Raw genomic sequence first — 19,240 nt, 5'->3', positions numbered from 1 at the left:
CCTTGCTAAATTTATGAAGATACGATCAGGGGTTCTATATAATGTCTGTTTAATAGCGTTCAGGAAAAACTTTCTTATCCTCTTCCTTCTTCTTCCCTCCTGACTCCTGACTCCTGACTCCTGACTCCTTCATCAGCAACTTTCAATTCATCAATATTCCAAAAAGCTCCACCAATAGCAGAGAATTTTAAATTCTCTATACGATCGCGAACTGCTTGCAACGAAAGAGGATTTACTAAAAAAAATATAGGCAACTGTTCCGCAACAATTTGCTGAAACTGACCATAAATTTCTCGACGTTCATTCTCATCTACCGTCTGATATCCAGCAGTAAATAAACGGTCAATTTCTTGCTCCCAATTAGAAACTTGCCAATTTTGCATTGGTGTTTCCCCAGGTTTAGCACCAAGATTAAATTGATGAAATGAACCTGTACTTAACCAAAATAAAGAGAGTAAATTTGGCTCAAAATCTGCACCAGGAACACCAAAAGCTCCGACATAACATTCCCAATCTCTACGAAGTAATAGCTTTTCTAAAACAGTATTGAAATTGAGTACCTGTAAATTAGCTTGAATCCCAATTTTGCTTAAATCTTCTTTGACTTGAACTGCTGTATCTATTCTGAGTTTTTCTTCAGATTTTACTAAAATTGTAAATTCTACTCGGTTACCATCCTTGTCTAATAATTCATTTGCTTTATTATATTGAAAACCAGCATCTAACAATAAATTTATGGATTTTTCAAGATTATAATTATAAACCTTTAATCCTGCTTCTGGAGATAAATAATAAGGACTTTGTACCCCCAGAGCAGAATGTTGTATTGTTCCTAAACCTCGATAAATATTATTATTTATCTGTTGACGGTCAATAGCATAAGCAACTGCCTGACGAAACGCCAAATTATTAAACCAACCAGACTTAATAGGATTTAAAAAAGGCTTACCTTCCGAATTTTTAGCTTGATTAAGATTAAAACCAACAAACTGATAGCCAACTTGAGGACCACCATTATAAATCTGATATTTTCCTCGTTTTTCTTCTCGTTTCAGTAATTGAAATGCTTCGGCATTTACTCGTAGAGTATCTAGTTCCCCAGAACGAAATCTGAGCAATTGATTATCGGTTGAAGGAATGATTTGGATAATAGTTTCATCGATATAAGGCAGTGAATTACCCATGGCATCGGAACGCCAATAAAAGGGATTTTTTTGTAAAATAATTCTTTGAGAAGGTATGTAACCGGCAAGTTTAAATGCGCCATTACTAATGATTTTTTGTGGTTCTGTGTTCGTATTCCAGGTTGATAAAAATAGAGGTTTACCATCAGGATCAATTGATAAAATAGTATCTTGCAAAACATGAGCTGGTAAAACTTTCAATTGCTCTACATATCGGAGAAATGGGGCGAATGGTTCGGGTAAGATAAATTCAACTCTTTGTTGATCGAGTTTTTTTACAGAAGGAAAAGCACTATTACTACCAATTCTTAAAAAGTCTCTATAAATAGTAGGAATATTTTTATTTAGATAAATATCTTGATAGGTAAAGACAACATCATCAGCAGTGAGAGGTTCCCCATCAGACCATTTTAATCCTGAGCGTAATGTAAAGATAATTCGTCTTTTATCTTCAGACAAAACCCAAGATTCTGCTAATGCTGGTTGTAACTCTCCAGTTAGACCATTTTCTGATAGTAATCCTTCATAAATAAACTTAAAAATCCCATAAGGAGAACGAGATATTGGATAGTTAAAAGTAGGCGGCGCACTAGGAAGAGCTAAAACTAATTTTGAATTATTATTAATTTGTGAATTTAATAAAATTGGGCGACAACCACTTATTAAAATCAATAAACAACATAATAAAAATCCAATTGAAGAATGTAGCACTCGAAAAATCATAAACTTAGGAATAATAAAATTAATTTTGTTTAACTTTCTTAGTTTTTGTTTGTAGTTGGGCTTGAGATCTTACAATACTTATATGAAATACGTTATACCAAATCTCAAAAGTCTTGCTACATCTCCTTTATAGTAGGGAGTAGGGACTAGGGAGTAGGGACTAGGGTGAAAAGAGATAAGATATCTTGGTTTAATGCCGATAATCGTTATAAACATTACTAAACGATTATTATTACTTAATAACTGAAGTTCATCGGAAGTATAGCATTATTTTTGGTAATTGGTATTAATATTTGCTACCAAAAATTGATAGGGAGACGGGAAGATTCGTAAGTAGCACAATTTTTTGTATTTCATATAAGTATTGTTGCTCAAGCAAAACTACGAAGCTATATTATAAATCTTCTACTTTCCTACTCCCTACTTTCAAGAATATGTAGGAAAAATGGGTGATATTTGATATTTTACCATTTAAAAAAAAAGAATGTTATGAATAATATCAAATCCGTTTGATCGGACAAAAAAAATATTCAATCGTCATAACTACGCTCATCTTTGTGATTCTCTCTAATCCTGACTCCTGACTACTAGAGACTTAACCATTCTATAACTGTTTAACCGGATTTGATATAATTTGGATGATTATGGGGATATACCCTTAACGAAAAATATAAGTTCCGACCTAAAAAACAATATCGAAGCCATTTATTCTGACTCCTGACTCCTGAGGACTGACTCCTAATAAATAGTCTACCTATTTGTAGCAAATATTTATCAAACTGATATTACTTCTGAGTAAATGCCCAAACTCCATCCCAGTTTTTCGGCACACCAGTTGCTGTTAACTCCTCAATTCTTTCTAGATAAAGTTGGGATGTTTGGTCTGAAGAATTAACTGCTAATACTTTCTCAAAATAATTCTTAGCACCAACCAAATCTCCCAAACGATAATACTCTACAGCTAATTCAAAATCTGCCTGAGTTTTTAATTTTAATTCTCGCACAGAATCTACTTCTCCATCAAGCACCTCATAAACATTAATTGGTTCATCTCTACCCTTAACAGACGCTCTATCTAGAAATCTAATTTGATATTTTTGAGGATATTTTAAACTCTTAAAAGCTGACTCAGAAATTAATAAAGAAACTCCATAATACTTAGTCAAACCTTCTAAACGTGAAGTCAAATTCACATTATGAGAAAGTGCATCTCCTGACATTCGAGTTTCCTCTCCAATGATGCCAACCATCATATGACCCCAATGAATACCAATGCCGATTTTCATCGGTAACAAACCCATCGCTTTTAGAGTCTGATTATATTTCTGTAATGTCTTAAGTTGAGAAATAGCTGACTGTATAGCATCATCAGCGCCTTCAGGAAATACAGCCATAATACCATCTCCCATAAACTTAATAATTAAACCATTGTAAGCGCGAATTTCTGGACAAACTTGTTGTAAATAACCATTGACAAAACCAAAAGTTTCTTGAGAAGTCATCTTTTCAGATATACTGGTAAAAGAGCGAATATCAGAAAAGAATATAGCCATTTTTTTACTCACCCGATCGCCTAAATTGACATCAAGAATATTTTCTTTTGATAGCAATTTTACATATTCGTGGGGTACAAAACGTCCGTAAGCATTAGTGATTTTTGATAATTGAAGATGGGTTTTAACCCTAGTTAATAATTCATCTTTAGCAAAGGGTTTAGTCAAATAATCATTGGCACCAAATCGGAAACCCATAACTAAATCAGCTACTCTATTTTTAGCAGTTAACATCAAGATGGGCAAACTTTGAGCAGGATATTTTTCCCGAACTTTAGCGCAGACTTCATAACCAGACATATTAGGCATCATTACATCTAGTAAAATCATGTCAATATTCTTGTCTTTATCCAAAGCTGCCAAAGCTTCTTTTCCGTCTAATGCTTGAGTAACATGATAGTTATTAGCTTTGAGATGGTTGTTCAAAACTTGAATATTTATAGGTTCATCATCGACAATCAAAATATGAAAGCTACTATTGTAAATATTAGTATCAAGAGGAGTTATTTCTTCAATTTCTACTTGCTCTTCAATATAATGAATACTTTTTATTGAAGGATTCAAGGTTTCTTCTAAAGTTTCTTGAGAAATTGGTAAGGTAAAACTAAAGCGAGAACCAACATCCACTTCAGACTCAACCCAAATATGACCGCCGTGGAGTTCAACTAATTGTTTTGTGACTGCTAACCCTAAACCTGTGCCACCGTACTTTCTTGCTGTAGAACCTTCAGCTTGCTCAAAAGATTCAAAGATGCGGTCTAATTTATCAGCAGGAATACCAATACCAGTATCAGAGATAGCGATTACCAGTCTTTCCAATTCAAGGTAAGAGCGATCGCTCTTTTGAGATTTTATAGTAAGATCGCTAACTAATGCAGCTGAAATTTCAATTACTCCAGATTCAGTAAATTTGATAGCATTGCCAATTAAATTATAAAAAATTTGTTGCAAACGATTTTCATCAGCATAAACTGGAGGTAAATTTTTGGGAATAGTGTTGATTAATTGCAGGTTTTTCTTTTTTAAAGAAACTTGGCTTAAAGCTACCACTACTTCAACCGCTCCACGCACATCAACTGGTTTAATTTGCAATTCTAATTTTTGATGTCTGAGCTTTGAAAAGTCAAGAATATCGTTGACAAGATTAGATAGACGACGAGCGCTATAAACTATCATACTTAAGTTGGAATTGGCGACCGGATTTAACTCTTCAGTGCTACCTTCCAAGATAAATTCACCAAGACCAATAATCCCATTAAGTGGGGTTCGGAGTTCGTGGGAGGTGTTAGCTAAAAATTCGTCTTTGAGGCGGTCTAGTTGTTTGAGCTGCTCGTTTTGTGTTTCTAAAGTTTGAAAAGAATTTTTAAGTTGACTTGCCATGAGATTAAAAGAGTTGGCAAGTTCGCCTACTTCATCACGACGGTGAATATTGAGTTGATTTTCCCATTTGCCTTCAGCGATTTCTTTAGCCGCAGAATTAAGTTGTAAAATAGGTTGGGAAATCCAGTTCGTAGTGACTATTCCTACTAATATAGCTACAATCAGAGCAGCAAGACTGAACAAAATTGTGTTCTGAGTGTTGGTATTAATTTTTTCCATGAAGTCATTTTCGGGAACGATAACTACTACTAACCAGTCAATCCCTTTACCATCCTTAACTGGCATGATGCTAGCATAATACCACTCTCCATCAATCGGAAAATTGATTTGTTTGCTACCCTCAATTTCATCAAAATTACCGAACTCTTTTTGTAAGTGTTTGGCCGTGGAACTTACTGTAATGTTATCACTATCAATAGCTTGTAAGCGTTTAATTTTTTTCTTTTTACCAAATTCAATAGTGAGGAATGGTTGGGAAATCTGAGAGCTAACAACTAAATCTCCCGATCGCTCCATAATAAAACTTTGTCCATTGGGACTAATATTTAAGTTTTTGAGAAATTCTGTAATCCTAGTCAAGCTGGTCTGATTTGCTAAAACCCCGATTAACTGGCCAGTAGAATTAAAAATAGGTCTGACGGCGGATATATCCAAAGATGTATTAGCACGAGAGAAAGCTGCATAAATAGAACTCCATGTGGGTTGACCAAGTTTTTTTGCCGCTTGATACCAGGGACGACCCCTGGGGTCATACTCTTTGACTTTCACAAACTCTTCCGCATTACCCTGAGAATCTAGTCGATAAATTTCACGAACTGGTTGAGTAGCTATAGTACGAATCCGGAAGACAATTTCAGGATGATCAGGATTAAGTTCAACACCAATAAATTCTCCCTGCTCATTACCGAAAAAAAGGTCGCTTTCCAAATCCCCTTCTTTGATAATTTGCCAAAAATAGGCTCGCATTGCCCCAAAATTGTAGACATCTAAATTGCCACTTTCAATTGCATCATTGGTTACTCTTAGCACCTGATAAGACTTGTTGAGATAACTTAAAACGTGCTGTTCAATACGAGTGCTAATTTCCTTAGTTAACTGGTTTGCAAGAGTATCGACAGTTTGGCGTCCATTGGTAAAAGAAAAATATCCTACTAATCCCACAGCACTAACAATTTGCAGAATAAAAGGGACAATAAGGACAGTTTTGAGAGGAAGTTTGCTAAACATTTTGCCCAGTGTGAGAGATAGAGGTTTGAATACCATAAAAGCTTTAAGTTTATTTATAATATATCTCTGAACTTGAATTTAGTCACATACTATTTCACAGAAGTCAAAGGTTAAAATCATAGAAAATCAGAGATTTATTAAATTCTCAAACCAATTACTTTTGAGTAAATGCCCAAACCCCATCCCAGTTTTTGGGCACACCAATTGCTGTTAACTCCTCAATTCTTTCTAGATAAAGTTGAGCTGTTTGATCTAAAGAATTAACGGCTAATACTTTCTCAAAATAATCTTTGGCAGAAACGAAATCTCCCAAGCGATAAAACTCTACACCCAATGCAAAATCTGCGTGAGTTTTTAATTTTAATTCTCGTACATAATCAATTTCTCCATCTAGAACTTCATAAACATTAATAGCTTGATGTCTACCTTTTACAGATGCACGGTCTAAAAATCTAATTTGATATTTTTCTGTATCTTTCAAACCCTGAAAAGCTGATTCAGAAATTAATAAAGAAACTCCGTAATATTTAGTTAAACTTTCCAAACGAGCTGTCAAATTCACATTATCAGAAAGTGCATCTCCTGACATTCGATTTGGCTCTCCCACAATACCAACCATGATCAAACCTACATGGATGCCAATTCCTACCTGAATTGGGGGTAAACCTTCTGCTTGTAGGGTTTGATTATATTCTTGTAATTTCCGAAGTTTACCAATAGCAGCTTGCACAGCATCATCAGCGCCATCAGGAAATACTGCCATAATGCCATCTCCCATAAACTTAATAATTAAACCATTCCGGTCACGAATTTCTGGGGAAACTTGTTTTAAATAACCATTGACAAAAGCAAAAGTTTCTTGAGCTGTCATGTTTTCAGATAGAGTGCTAAAAGAACGAATATCAGAAAAGAAAATTGCCATTTCTTTACTCACACGGTCTCCTAATTTCACATCAAGAATATTTTCTTTTGATAGTAATTTTACATATTCGTAAGGGACAAAACGTTCATAGGAATTAGTAATTTTTGATAATTGAATATGGGTTTTAATCCGAGCTAATAATTCATCTTTAGCAAAAGGTTTAGTCAGATAATCATTAGCACCAAATTGGAAACCCATGACTAGATCGGCGACTTGATTTTTAGCAGTTAACATTAGGATCGGTAAACTTTGGGCAGGATATTTTTCCCTAATTTTAGCGCAAACTTCATAACCAGATATCTGAGGCATCATCACATCTAGCAAAATCAGATCGATATTCTGATTAGTATCTAAAGCAGCTAAAGCTTCTTTTCCATTTAATGCTTGAGTAACTTGATAGTTATTGGCTTTTAAGTAGTTACTTAAAACTTGAATGTTTATAGCTTCATCATCAACAATTAAAATATGAAAGTTACTATTAGCAATATCAGTCTTAAGAGGAGTAATTTCTTGAGGTTTTTCTACTAGATCTACAAAATAACGAATACTATTGACGGTGGAAATAATGGAGGTTTCTGCTACAGATTCTTGTGAAATTGGTAGGGTAAAGTAAAATCGGGAACCAACACCAACTTCAGACTCCACCCAGATATGACCGCCGTGGAGTTCAACTAATTGTTTCGTGACTGCTAACCCTAAACCTGTACCCCCATATTTTCTAGCTGTGGAACCTTCTGCTTGTTCAAAAGAGTTAAAGATGCGGTCTAGTCGATCCGCAGGAATACCGATACCAGTATCCGAGACGGCGATCGTCAGTTGTTGAGATTGCTCTATATTTTGATTGAAGTATTCTGGGACTGGAATTTGCTGATGGGGGTTTCTAGAATTGTGGCCAATTAATTCTGCCCAAATTTCGACTTTACCAGACTCAGTAAATTTAATAGCATTCCCAATTAAGTTATAGAGAATTTGTTGTAAACGATTTTCATCGGCACGGACGGGGGGTAAGTCTTTAGAAATGTGATTTACTAACTGTAGATATTGATTTTTGCTGACCAAAAATTTATTTAAGTTAACTACTGTCTCTACTACTCCATAAACATTAATAGCTCTAGTTTGTAATTCTAGTGTATGGTGTCTGATTTTAGAGAAGTCAAGAATGTCGTTGACAAGATTAGATAGACGACGAGCACTAGAAACTATCATGCTTAAGTTAGAGCTAGTGAGTGAATTTAGCTGTACTTTATCTCCTTCTAAAAGAAATTCGCCAATACCAATAATGCCATTGAGGGGGGTTCGGAGTTCGTGAGAGGTGTTGGCTAAAAACTCGTCTTTGAGGCGGTCTAGTTGTTTGAGTTGTTCATTTTTTGCCTCTAAGGTGTCAAAGGAATTTTTGAGTTGGTTGGCCATCAGATTAAAAGAGTTGGCGAGTTCACCTACTTCGTCACGACGATGAATATTGAGGGTGTTTTCCCATTGACCTTCAGCAATTTTTTTCGCAGCAGAATTAATTTGTAAAATCGGTTGAGTAACCCAGTGAGTAGTGACTATTCCTACCAATATAGCTATAGTCAAAGCACCAAAACTTAATAAAATAGTGGTCTTGGTGTTGGCGTTGATTTGTGCCATGAAGTCATTTTCAGGAATGACCACAACCACTAACCAATCAATACCTTTACCATCTTTAATTGGCATGACTCTGGTATAGTACCAAGCTCCATCAATTAGAAATTTAAGTTGTTGATCGCTATTAATATTTTTAAAATCACCAAAATGTTGTTGCAGTTGCTCGACAGTGGCACTTAGTGTAGGGTCATTACTTTCAATGGCAGGTAGACGTTCGATCTTCCTCTTTTGGACTTCTCCAGTAATGATAAATGGTTTCTTAATTTTAGAACTAGCTACTAAATCTCCTGATCGCTCCATAATAAAACTCTGTCCGTTAGCGCTGATATATAAGTTACTCAGGAAATTTGTGACCTGCACGAGGGTTGTTTTATTTGAAAGAACTCCCACAAACTGCCCACTTGAGTTGAAAATAGGTCTGACTGCTGATATGTCTAAGGAGGCATTTTCACGGGAAAAGGAGGCAAAAATTGGACTCCAGGTTGGTTCACCTAACTGCTTTGCTGCTTTATACCATGGGCGATCGCGAGGATCGTAAGCTTTTCCTTTTAAATATTCGCTGATGTTACCCTCATTATTAAGTAAGTAAGTTTCCCGAATAGGTTGAGTTGCGATGTTACGAATTTTAAAAAGAATATCTCCATCTTCTAAACGTTCAACCTCGATAAATTCTCCTTCTTCATTGCCAAAGGAGAGATAATCTTCTAAATCTTTTTCTTTTACCACTTGCCAAAAGTAAAGTCTCAGACCAGCAAAATCATCAACATCCAAATTTTCACTTTCTATGGCATAATTGGTTACTCTTAAAACTTGATGAGATTTATTTAGATATCCTAAAACGTGCTGTTCAATACCACTGCTAATTTTTTGGGTTAACTGGTTAGCAAGGTTATCAACGGTTTGTCGCCCATTGATAAAAGAAAAATATCCCACTAATCCCACAGCACCAAAGATTTGTAGAACAAAAGGGACAATGAGGACTGTTTTCAGGGGAAATTTGCTAAACATTTTGCCCAGGTTAAAAGATAGAGGTGTGAACTACCCAATGCTATAGCTATTGCTATAGGATAGGTTTCCATCTTCGCTGGGAATAGCATCTAACAAAACTGATGTTTTGCCAGGTGACTTACATTCCCTCAGATTGGCAGTAGAGCTAGTTCCTAACTCCTGTCTTGAGTGCATTTGACATTTGTCGCGCAACGGCAAATTACGCACTCGCAATATCCGCAAGGCTTCATTTTTGATATTGATTGCAGCATTAATTTCTCTATTATGGGTTGTATGACAATGCTCGCAAGTCCAATTTTTCACATTCAGAGACAAACTACCAACTTGATTTAAACAAATATTACAAGTTTGTGAATAAGGCAAAAAACGATCGACTTCTATATAAATTCTTCCCTCTCTTTCTGCCTTATAACTAAGCATTGTTTCAAACATTCCCCAAGCAGAATCACTAATAGATGCAGCTAAATTATGGTATGCACTACCAGGTGCGTCTTTCACCGACGCCGGGTCACACCGCTTTTTTATAGCCAGATTTTCTACTGCAATTACTTGGTTTTCGTTTACTATCTTGCGGGATAGCTTGTGTAGAAAATCTTCGCGGCATCTAGCTATTTTACCCTGTAATCTAGCTATTTTTATGCGTGCTTTATTTCGTGTATTGCTTCCTTTTTGTTTACGAGCTAATTTGTGCTGCTTCCGTTTGAGATTAAGAGTATATTTAGCAATATTCTTAGGATTTTGATATTTTGAACCATCTGATGTTATACAAAAATGAGTTAATCCTAAATCAATTCCTATTGCTTTTCCTTCTGCTAGTTTTTCAGGATTCACTAGATCATCTTCAACTAAAACAGAAACAAAATATTTACCATCTGGATTCACAGAAACAGTTACAGTCTTGATTTCCCCTGAAAAATCTCTATGGCGACGATAATAAACTAATCCAATTTTAGGTAGTTTGATATAGTTATCCTGAAATTCTACATTTTGAGGATAAGTAATAGATTGTCTACCTTTTTTAGACTTAAATTTTGGTAACTTCGCCTGTCTATCAAAGAAGTTTTTGTAAGCTGTAGATAAGTTTAATGCTACTACTTGGAGACACTGAGAATAAGTATCTGTTTTTAGCCATTCATGCTCTTTTTTAAGTTGAGGAAGCATTTTTTGAATAGCTGCTCTACTGAGACTTTTTCCAGTGTTTTTGTAGGTTTCATGGCATAAATTTAGTGAATAGTTCCAAAACCATCTACAACAACCAAAGCTCTTCGCTAAAGCCAATTGCTGTTCTGATGTTGGATATATTCTATACTTATATGCCTGATACATTTATCACTTATCTATAACAATGATAAAATTTTAGCATATATTTTTATGTACCTACAACTATAGCGCTACGCAAATAAGCTCTTGACATTCCTCTGTTCCCTATTCCCACCAAAGTTTAAAGTTTATTGTCAAACGCCAAAAGACGTAGTGCTATATATTGATTGTGATTAATACCAACACCAAGACTGCACTATGATGCGGGACTTATCACAACATCAAGTTATATCATGTCCGCTTGAATACTTATACTTTGGTGGAAGGAAGGCAGAGGGCAGCGGGAGCTGCTATGCTGTTTGCGTAGCATTCCGTAGGAAAGGGTTTCTTTCAATTGAAACTTAATTCTATACACGCTCCGATGCTACTGGACATGATATTAAAAGTAATATGTTTAATCCAACTTGATACGGTCTCGGGGTCTCCCGTTATAATCTGCGATTTAACGGGAGGGGAATTGCCGAGCTGTAAATTAAAAAAGTATCGATTGATGTTTAAATATAGCAATAAAGAGTAGTATAAAAATTATGATAATTACTCATTGCTACAAAATTAAGCCCACTCCTGAACAGTCAGTCAAAATTGATTATTGGCTAGAGCTGTTACGAAGACATTGGAATTATGCTCTTGGTCAAAGACTAGATTGGTTAAATAGAACTAGATGTCAAGTTGACCGTTGTTCATTAATTTCATGTCCAATTGGTGAAATTTCTAGTAGACCAGATTATTATTTTCAACAATCAGCACTTAAACAGACAAAAAAGCTATTTCCCGACTACAAAGAAATCTCCATACGAAGTTCAACAAATTAACTTACAAAGACTAGATAAAGCTTGGAAACGTTGGCTAATACCTGATAAAACTGGTAAACGTGGAGGAAGGCCAAGATTTAAAAAATCAGGAAAGTTAAGGTCATTGTGTTTTAGTAGAGTTAATCATCCGCTCATCAGCAATAAAATTTGATGGAAAACAAATAATTACTACGAGGTTTGGTGCGATTCGAGTCATAGTTCATAGACCAATTCCAGATGGTTTTACAATTAAAACTGCAACTATAACCAAGAAAGCTGATGGTTATTATGTAAGTTTTAGCTTAGAAGATAAGTCAGTACCTAGTTTAATTTCTACAGAAAATATCAAAACTGCTGTAGGTATTGATGTAGGGTTAAAAGAGTTTTTAACTACTCATACTGGTGAAACTGTTTCTGTACCTAAATTTTAGAGAAAATCTCAATCTAATTTAGCAAGAAAGCAAAGAAAAATAGCTAGAAAAGAAATTGGGTCAAACAACTGGAAAAAAGCACAAAATAAAATAGCTAGACTACATCAACATATTGCTAGGCAAAGAGAATATTTTTATTATAAAACTGCTCATAAATTGGCGAGTAAATATGACCTAATTGCTGTAGAATACCTGAATATTAAAGGTTTAGCTAGAAACACAAAACTATCAAAATCAATTTATGATGTAGGTAAATAATGAATAATGAATAATGAATAATGAATGATATCAAATCCGTTGGCTTCACAGTAGTATAATACTGTCGATCGTCATACAATCGGTAAGGAAAATGGCCATCCCCCCTACAATATAGACTCTTATCTTTAAAGATTAAATAACACCCATGCTACCGGATTTGATATGATTCTTTAATAATTAATTATTAATTATTAATTATTAATTATTTAAGGTGTTCATATAATAAAAGTTAATCCTCACAATACGTCACATGCATTGTAGTAATTGTGGTCAAAAAGTGCCTAAGACTTTATCAGTTAGAACTCATTCTTGTCCTAAATGTAAAGTAGTTTTAGATAGAGATGAAAACGCTGCAATTAATATATTAAATAAAGCGTTAAACGAGGTGGGTATCATCTTGTCTGCTTGTGGAGGCTTAGATATTGGTCAGCCTGTGTTCGCGCAGCGTTGCGCCAGCAAAACAAGAAACTTCTTTGTCTGAGAAGCTCCCGTTATAATCTTTGATTTAACGGGAGAGAACTTCACAATTAAACACTAGCTTTCACAGGTAGAATGGCTTAAGCAATTATACTGAAAAAAAAATTAAAATTTCCACTTTGTATAGACTACTAATTAAAGTCTTGAATGAGGAAATTGTATGAATATTCATCAAAATCAAATTCATGGTCAGTTTTTTTGACTTTCCTCAAAAAAAGTGCTATTTAAAAGATTCCCAAAATTTAACTCTACATTATACGAACTTTTGACTATTTAATTTTGACTTTTGACTCCCCCCCCCCTACATAACCATTAAAAAAATTGATCTTTAGTTTGATCCCAGGAAAGTCTGTGTAAGAATGCTTATTAGTTTTGTCTACTTAATTAAGAATTATAAAGTAACCATAAACAATGGAAGCCCTTTATCAATATGCCTGGCTGATTCCATTATTGCCCCTACTTGGAGCAATGGTAGTCGGCCTGGGACTAATATCCTATAGTCAAGCCACAAGTAATTTGCGACGGGGATCTGCAATATTCATAGTCTCCCTGTTAGGAACTGCAATGGTTCTCTCCTTTGCCATACTCTGGAGTCAAATTAATGGCCATGAAACCTATACTCAAATGTTTGAGTGGGCAGCAGCAGGTGACTTTAAACTCAGTATGGGCTACACCATCGACCATCTGACTGCCCTCATGTTAGTTATTGTAACTACTGTTGCCTTTTTGGTAATGGTCTATACCGATGGTTACATGGCTCACGACCCCGGTTATGTACGCTTTTATGCCTACTTGAGCTTATTTAGCTCCTCAATGTTAGGTCTAGTTGTCTCTCCAAACCTGGTCCAGGTCTATATCTTTTGGGAACTGGTAGGTGTATCTTCCTACTTACTAATAGGTTTCTGGTACGACCGGAAAGCAGCAGCAGATGCCTGTCAAAAAGCTTTTGTGACCAACCGCGTCGGTGACTTTGGTCTGCTATTAGGGATGCTCGGAATTTACTGGGCGACTGGTAGCTTTGAATTTGAAGTCATGGGCGTTCGTCTAGAACAACTGGTAGAAACTGGCGCTCTGAGTGCTGGTTTAGCTACCCTGTTTGGTGTTTTAGTCTTTTTAGGACCTGCGGCCAAGTCGGCTCAATTCCCATTGCACGTCTGGTTACCAGATGCGATGGAAGGCCCTACACCAATTTCTGCTCTAATCCACGCAGCGACAATGGTAGCTGCTGGGGTTTTCCTAGTTGCGCGGATGTATCCAGTATTTGAACATCTGCCAGTAGTAATGAACATTATTGCTTGGACAGGAGCCTTCACAGCTTTTCTAGGGGCAACGATCGCCATTACTCAAAATGACATTAAAAAAGGTCTTGCCTATTCCACTATTTCCCAATTGGGATATATGGTCATGGCAATGGGTGTGGGAGCTTATAGCGCCGGACTATTTCACCTAATGACCCACGCTTATTTCAAAGCCATGTTGTTTTTGTGTTCCGGTTCAGTTATTCATGGTATGGAAGCTGTTGTTGGTCATAACCCAGTTTTGGCGCAAGATATGCGGTTAATGGGTGGACTGCGGAAATATATGCCTGTTACCTCTGCTTGCTTTTTAATTGGTACTCTGGCAATTTGCGGTATCCCTCCTTTTGCTGGTTTTTGGTCAAAGGATGAAATTCTTGGTAGTGCTTTTGGAGCAAACCCCGCTTTATGGTTTATTGGTTGGGCAACTGCTGGAATGACTGCTTTTTATATGTTCCGGATGTATTTCTCTACTTTTGAGGGAGAGTTTCGGGGTAACGATGAGCAGATTAAACAGCAATTAATGGCTGCAAACTCTACAGGTGATAAGGTCGAGATGACCCCAGCGGTGGCTTTCGGACCAGGTGCTATGGACCCGAAAGAACTAGAACACGGCCATGATGACCATGACCACGACCATGACCACGGTCATCATAGTGACTCTCCCCATGAGTCTCCTATTAGCATGACTTTACCGTTGATGGTTTTAGCTATTCCTTCAATGATTATTGGTTTGTTAGGAACGCCTTTTGCTAATTATTTTGAGCAGTTTATCTATGCACCAGGAGAATCTTTGGCACAGGTGCTAGAGGAATTAGCGGAGTTTGACCTGACTGAATTTTTGATTATGGCAGGTAACTCTGTTGGTATTGCTTTAATTGGCATTACCTTTGCTTCGCTGATGTACTTGAGTCGTAAAATTGACCCTAGTGCGATCGCTCAAAAAATCAAGCCTCTTTACAATTTCTCTCTCAACAAGTGGTATCTGGATGACCTGAATGACTTTCTATTTGTTAAAGGTAGTCGTCGTCTAGCACGTCAAGTTTTGGAAGTAGACTACAAAGTAGTTGATGGAGCTGTTAACTTAACAGGTTTTATTACACTTCTGACTGGGGAAGGTTTGAAATATTTAGAAAATGGTCGCGCTCAGTTTTATGCCCTCATTGTATTTGTAGCGGTGTTGGGTTTAGTAGTCTTTTCTGGAGTTTAGAGGGAACAGGGAACAGGGAATAGGGAACAGGGAATAGGGAACAGAAAATTAAGAATTTCGAGTAATATTTTTTCTTCTTCCTTTTTCCTTCTTCCTTCTTCCTTCTTCCTTCTTCAAAAATTTTAAAAGTGAGATTTGATATTTATGGCTAATTTTCCTTGGTTGACTACAATCATCCTATTTCCAATAGTTGCATCGTTACTAATTCCGATTATTCCGGATAAAGATGGCAAAACAGTGCGGTGGTACGCCTTAATTATTGGATTAATTGATTTTGCTATTATCACTGCTGCCTTCTGTACTGGATATGACACGAATAACCCAGACCTCCAATTAGTAGAAAGTTATGCTTGGGTGCCACAATTAGACTTAAATTGGTCAGTGGGAGCAGATGGTTTATCCATGCCACTAATTATTCTGACTGGTTTTATCACAACTCTGGCAATTATGGCAGCGTGGCCTGTAACTTTTAAGCCAAAGCTGTTTTATTTCTTGATGTTGTTAATGTACGGCGGTCAAATAGCTGTATTTGCCGTGCAGGATATGTTGCTATTTTTCCTGGTTTGGGAATTAGAGTTAGTACCAGTTTACCTAATTCTCTCCATCTGGGGAGGTAAAAAACGGTTGTATGCAGCAACTAAGTTTATTCTTTATACCGCAGGTGGTTCGCTATTTATTTTGATAGCAGCGTTAACAATGGCGTTTTATGGCGATACTGTTACTTTTGATATGAGTGCGGTTGCTGCGAAAGATTATGCTCTGAATTTGCAACTATGGTTATATGGAGCGTTTTTGATTGCATACGCTGTAAAGTTGCCAATTTTCCCATTACATACCTGGTTGCCTGATGCTCACGGGGAAGCAACTGCACCCGCTCATATGTTGCTGGCAGGAATTCTGTTGAAAATGGGTGGTTATGCTCTGCTGCGGATGAATGCAGGAATGTTACCTGATGCTCACGCAGTGTTTGCTCCTATATTGGTGATTTTGGGGGTTGTCAATATTGTCTATGCCGCTTTGACTTCCTTTGCTCAACGAAACTTGAAGCGGAAAATTGCCTATTCTTCGATTTCCCACATGGGTTTTGTGTTGATTGGTATAGCTTCGTTTACCGAGATTGGTATTAGTGGAGCTGTGCTACAAATGATTTCCCACGGTTTAATTGGGGCAAGTTTGTTCTTTTTAGTGGGAGCTACTTATGACCGTACCCATACTTTAATATTGGATGAAATGGGTGGTGTCGGTCAGAAGATGAAGAAAGTGTTCGCCATGTGGACGACTTGTTCGATGGCTTCTTTGGCATTACCAGGAATGAGTGGGTTTGTAGCTGAAGTGATGGTGTTTATTGGTTTTGCCACCAGTGATGCTTATAATCAAACTTTCAAGGTGTTGGTAATATTCTTGGCTGCAGTTGGAGTGATTTTGACTCCAATTTATCTGTTGTCAATGTTGCGGGAGATTTTGTATGGTCCTGAGAATAAGGAGTTAGTAGAACACGAAGTTCTCAAGGATGCTGAACCTCGCGAGGTGTTTATTATCGGTTGTTTGTTGGTGCCAATTATTGGTATTGGTTTGTATCCCAAGATTGTGACTCAGATTTATGATGCGACGACAGTACAGTTGACAGCGCGGTTGCGAGATGCTGTACCGACGTTGATAGAATCTGGGGAAGTGGCGTTGAATAGTGAGTCTGAATTGTTGATGCGTGCGCCTGCGATTAAGTAGTGCGAGCTAGTTGAAAAATTTAGAGTCCTGATTAGAAACCCAGTAGTTCGGTTAGCCGTTCTATTGGGTATTTTGTTGTAAGCATTCAGCCATCATATCATCATAGCGCAACTCAGAACTCAGAAGTCAAAACCCATAAGTCATACAAACTCGATTTAGTATGACTCCTTCTTCAAAAAGCGACACTTTATTTATTAGTTAAGTTTGGTCTTATTAAAAAATTTATAGCTTTTAAAGGCTATACCTAAACCACCAATAATCAATAAGCTTAAACCAGAATATGGCTCATTAACAGTCGCAATACTGACTGTATTAATTCCAAAACCGCGTTGTGGTGAAGAAGTCTGAAAAACCAAGCTTTTAATATTAGCTGTATCGTTTTTTATCCCTAAAAAAACGGCAGAGTTATCCCGTGCCCCAGAAGAAATTACTGGTAATGAAAATGTTCCTAGTAAACTATTTTGATCGTCAAACGCAGATATAAAAACTTCATAATCTATGTTGGCGCTGCCACTTGCAGCAATTTGGGTTCCAGCAGCTTTAACATTTTTATCAAAAACAATGGTTAAAGGATTTGGATTTCCTGTAGGAATAATTGTAGGACTAAAGCCTGTAAATAAAATAAAATCACCAGGTGCAAAATTAGTTTGAACTCCTGGGTTGTTTTGAAAAATAAATGGTGGAGTAATATCTTCTCCAGCTGATGGAATTTCAACATTTATTCCCAAACCATTAGAAGATTTTGCTGAAAATGAATTTGAAAGAAAGTCACTAGGATTAGGAGCAAATGGGTTCAATACTTTTCCTAAACTTGACCATTCAATTTCGTCATTACTTTGTAAAGAATTCCTATCTTGAACAAATGTAATAGCACTAACTGGCTCTGATAAAAACGTTGTTAAAGCAATAAATGTAGCTAACTGAGCCTTGATAACTAATTTGCCATTAGAAGGTTTCAAAGTTTTATTTTCCTTTATTCTTAAATTAGAGCAATTATACTCTATACTCCCCAGGTTGTAATAGGAATGTAAAATACGACTTGCTGATGAATGGAATAAAATTACATTATAAAGTAACTCTAACAAAGAATATGAAAACTACACAATTTGTGACCGATAAAGAAATAATATTACCTAGAGGTAAAGTAGGAACTGTGGTAGAAATTTACGAGCAAGGAAAAGCTTTTGAGGTAGAATTTGCTAATAAAAATGGGCAAACTTACGTATTGATATCCCTCGAACTTGAAAAACTAATGTTGCTGCATATAGACTGTTCCAATCTAACATTTTGAGTGGCGTAAATATTTATTATCTGTGATATATGGAAATAGTTTAATTTTCTTGTTCCTCAACAAGACTAATCCAAACTTCCTAAATCTTGCATTTTAGACTCAATTAACTCCTTTACTTTATTAGCTGCGTAATTATTGGCACTATCATCATAGCGATCGACTTTAATCTTTATCTGGCTCACAATCTGGCTCACAGTTCCATTATTCAATTCAACTTCAATGGTAAAGCTACCGTTTGGCCTTTTCTTAGTACCCCAAGGTTGATCGACTCGAAATCCCAGAAAATTAATTTCCTGGTAAACATATGAAGACCACTTGCCTTTAATTTCATATCTTGGAATAGAGCGATCGGATGGCTCGGGAAATTCAATAAATACGCCCTCAAGATGAATATTATACTCAAAAAAGCTACCGTTTTTTCGACTGGCATCGCCCTCTTTGCCTTGTTTTTTTGCATTTTTCAATCTTTTAAGAATTTTATTCAGGTTCTGACGATCATTCGGAGGAAACTGATAGGGGGTATAATATCCCAACTCTTCCCACCACTGTTGATCGTCAAACCTTTCTATTTTTTCTTTGAGGTTTTTTAAGTCGTCTATGCGGTCTTGCCCTACCCAGTCGCTTGCGATGAGGTCATCTATAGAACCCCTAACCGTATCTTTTCTGTCCAAGATTATACTAAGTCGCGATCGCCAACCTGTTAAGCATCAGTCGAATCAAACAAAGATTAATCTTGGCTGTGGCATTTTCCAGAGTTCTTTTCCTGCCGAATGCTGCGCAAACAAAATTTTTAGTCAAGCTTTTACACCTTTCCATCCA

General features: G+C 36.4%; 12 protein-coding genes. 6 read left to right on the top strand and 6 right to left on the bottom strand.

The genetic code is table 11. The features are described 5' to 3' along the window. Positions 1 to 74 precede the first annotated feature (74 nt). The 4 genes from F6K18_RS13140 to F6K18_RS13125 all read right to left on the bottom strand — a co-directional run bounded on the left by F6K18_RS13140 (position 75) and on the right by F6K18_RS13125 (position 10,949). The gene (locus F6K18_RS13140; protein ID WP_287521378.1) at positions 75 to 1,856 is read right to left on the bottom strand and encodes an ABC transporter substrate-binding protein; all 1,782 of its coding nucleotides are present in this window, start codon (positions 1,854 to 1,856) and stop codon (positions 75 to 77) included. 836 nt (positions 1,857 to 2,692) lie between these two features. Further along, positions 2,693 to 6,103, bottom strand: a complete 3,411-nt coding sequence (locus F6K18_RS13135) for an ATP-binding protein (RefSeq protein ID WP_287521376.1) — start codon at positions 6,101 to 6,103, stop codon at positions 2,693 to 2,695. Positions 6,104 to 6,221: 118 nt separating this feature from the next. Then, complete coding sequence (locus tag F6K18_RS13130; RefSeq protein WP_287521374.1) at positions 6,222 to 9,623, bottom strand: response regulator; 3,402 nt, start codon at positions 9,621 to 9,623, stop codon at positions 6,222 to 6,224. 30 nt (positions 9,624 to 9,653) lie between these two features. Next, a complete protein-coding gene (locus tag F6K18_RS13125) occupies positions 9,654 to 10,949 on the bottom strand; it encodes an RNA-guided endonuclease TnpB family protein (RefSeq protein WP_287521372.1) in 1,296 nt (431 codons plus the stop codon). Positions 10,950 to 11,470: 521 nt separating this feature from the next. Here F6K18_RS13125 and F6K18_RS13120 point away from each other — a divergent pair. The 5 genes from F6K18_RS13120 (at position 11,471) to F6K18_RS13100 (ending at position 17,130) form a co-directional block, all read left to right on the top strand. Beyond that, complete coding sequence (locus F6K18_RS13120) at positions 11,471 to 11,755, top strand: helix-turn-helix domain-containing protein (protein ID WP_287521370.1); 285 nt, start codon at positions 11,471 to 11,473, stop codon at positions 11,753 to 11,755. 449 nt (positions 11,756 to 12,204) lie between these two features. Next, positions 12,205 to 12,423: a transposase gene (locus tag F6K18_RS13115; protein WP_353735074.1), complete on the top strand. Its 219-nt coding sequence runs from the start codon at positions 12,205 to 12,207 to the stop codon at positions 12,421 to 12,423. A 250-nt stretch (positions 12,424 to 12,673) separates the two neighbouring features. Beyond that, entirely contained in the window at positions 12,674 to 12,904 is a 231-nt protein-coding gene (locus F6K18_RS13110; RefSeq protein ID WP_353735070.1) for a zinc ribbon domain-containing protein, read from the top strand. 407 nt (positions 12,905 to 13,311) lie between these two features. Further along, positions 13,312 to 15,405 carry an NAD(P)H-quinone oxidoreductase subunit 5 gene (locus F6K18_RS13105; protein WP_287521369.1) on the top strand — a complete coding sequence of 698 codons (2,094 nt, stop codon included), beginning with the start codon at positions 13,312 to 13,314 and terminating at the stop codon, positions 15,403 to 15,405. 144 nt (positions 15,406 to 15,549) lie between these two features. After that, positions 15,550 to 17,130 carry an NAD(P)H-quinone oxidoreductase subunit 4 gene (locus F6K18_RS13100; protein ID WP_287521368.1) on the top strand — a complete coding sequence of 527 codons (1,581 nt, stop codon included), beginning with the start codon at positions 15,550 to 15,552 and terminating at the stop codon, positions 17,128 to 17,130. Between the two features lie 194 nt (positions 17,131 to 17,324). Here the strand turns inward: F6K18_RS13100 and F6K18_RS13095 are convergent, their stop codons facing one another. Next, the gene (locus tag F6K18_RS13095; RefSeq protein ID WP_287521367.1) at positions 17,325 to 18,089 is read right to left on the bottom strand and encodes a hypothetical protein; all 765 of its coding nucleotides are present in this window, start codon (positions 18,087 to 18,089) and stop codon (positions 17,325 to 17,327) included. Positions 18,090 to 18,175: 86 nt separating this feature from the next. On the opposite strand from F6K18_RS13095, the gene F6K18_RS13090 reads away from it, so the two are divergent. Further along, complete coding sequence (locus tag F6K18_RS13090; RefSeq protein WP_287521366.1) at positions 18,176 to 18,421, top strand: DUF4926 domain-containing protein; 246 nt, start codon at positions 18,176 to 18,178, stop codon at positions 18,419 to 18,421. Positions 18,422 to 18,486: 65 nt separating this feature from the next. Here the strand turns inward: F6K18_RS13090 and F6K18_RS13085 are convergent, their stop codons facing one another. Continuing rightward, positions 18,487 to 19,092 (bottom strand): hypothetical protein, encoded by a 606-nt coding sequence (locus F6K18_RS13085; protein WP_287521364.1) that lies wholly within the window; start codon positions 19,090 to 19,092, stop codon positions 18,487 to 18,489. Between the last annotated feature and the right edge of the window lie 148 nt (positions 19,093 to 19,240).

It is taken from the genome of Okeania sp. SIO2C2 (genome assembly GCF_010692625.1).
GTDB lineage: Bacteria > Cyanobacteriota > Cyanobacteriia > Cyanobacteriales > Microcoleaceae > Okeania > Okeania hirsuta.
This window is presented reverse-complemented; position numbering and strand designations above follow the sequence as displayed.

What these genes read in the sequence shown, in the direction of transcription:
- F6K18_RS13135 (WP_287521376.1), bottom strand. Translation starts at nt 6,103, where the DNA reads ATGGTATTCAAACCTCTATCTCTCACACTGGGCAAAATGTTTAGCAAA.
- F6K18_RS13130 (WP_287521374.1), bottom strand. Translation starts at nt 9,623, where the DNA reads ATGTTTAGCAAATTTCCCCTGAAAACAGTCCTCATTGTCCCTTTTGTT.
- F6K18_RS13125 (WP_287521372.1), bottom strand. Translation starts at nt 10,949, where the DNA reads ATGTATCAGGCATATAAGTATAGAATATATCCAACATCAGAACAGCAA.
- F6K18_RS13120 (WP_287521370.1), top strand. Translation starts at nt 11,471, where the DNA reads ATGATAATTACTCATTGCTACAAAATTAAGCCCACTCCTGAACAGTCA.
- F6K18_RS13110 (WP_353735070.1), top strand. Translation starts at nt 12,674, where the DNA reads ATGCATTGTAGTAATTGTGGTCAAAAAGTGCCTAAGACTTTATCAGTT.
- F6K18_RS13105 (WP_287521369.1), top strand. Translation starts at nt 13,312, where the DNA reads ATGGAAGCCCTTTATCAATATGCCTGGCTGATTCCATTATTGCCCCTA.
- F6K18_RS13100 (WP_287521368.1), top strand. Translation starts at nt 15,550, where the DNA reads ATGGCTAATTTTCCTTGGTTGACTACAATCATCCTATTTCCAATAGTT.
- F6K18_RS13090 (WP_287521366.1), top strand. Translation starts at nt 18,176, where the DNA reads ATGAATGGAATAAAATTACATTATAAAGTAACTCTAACAAAGAATATG.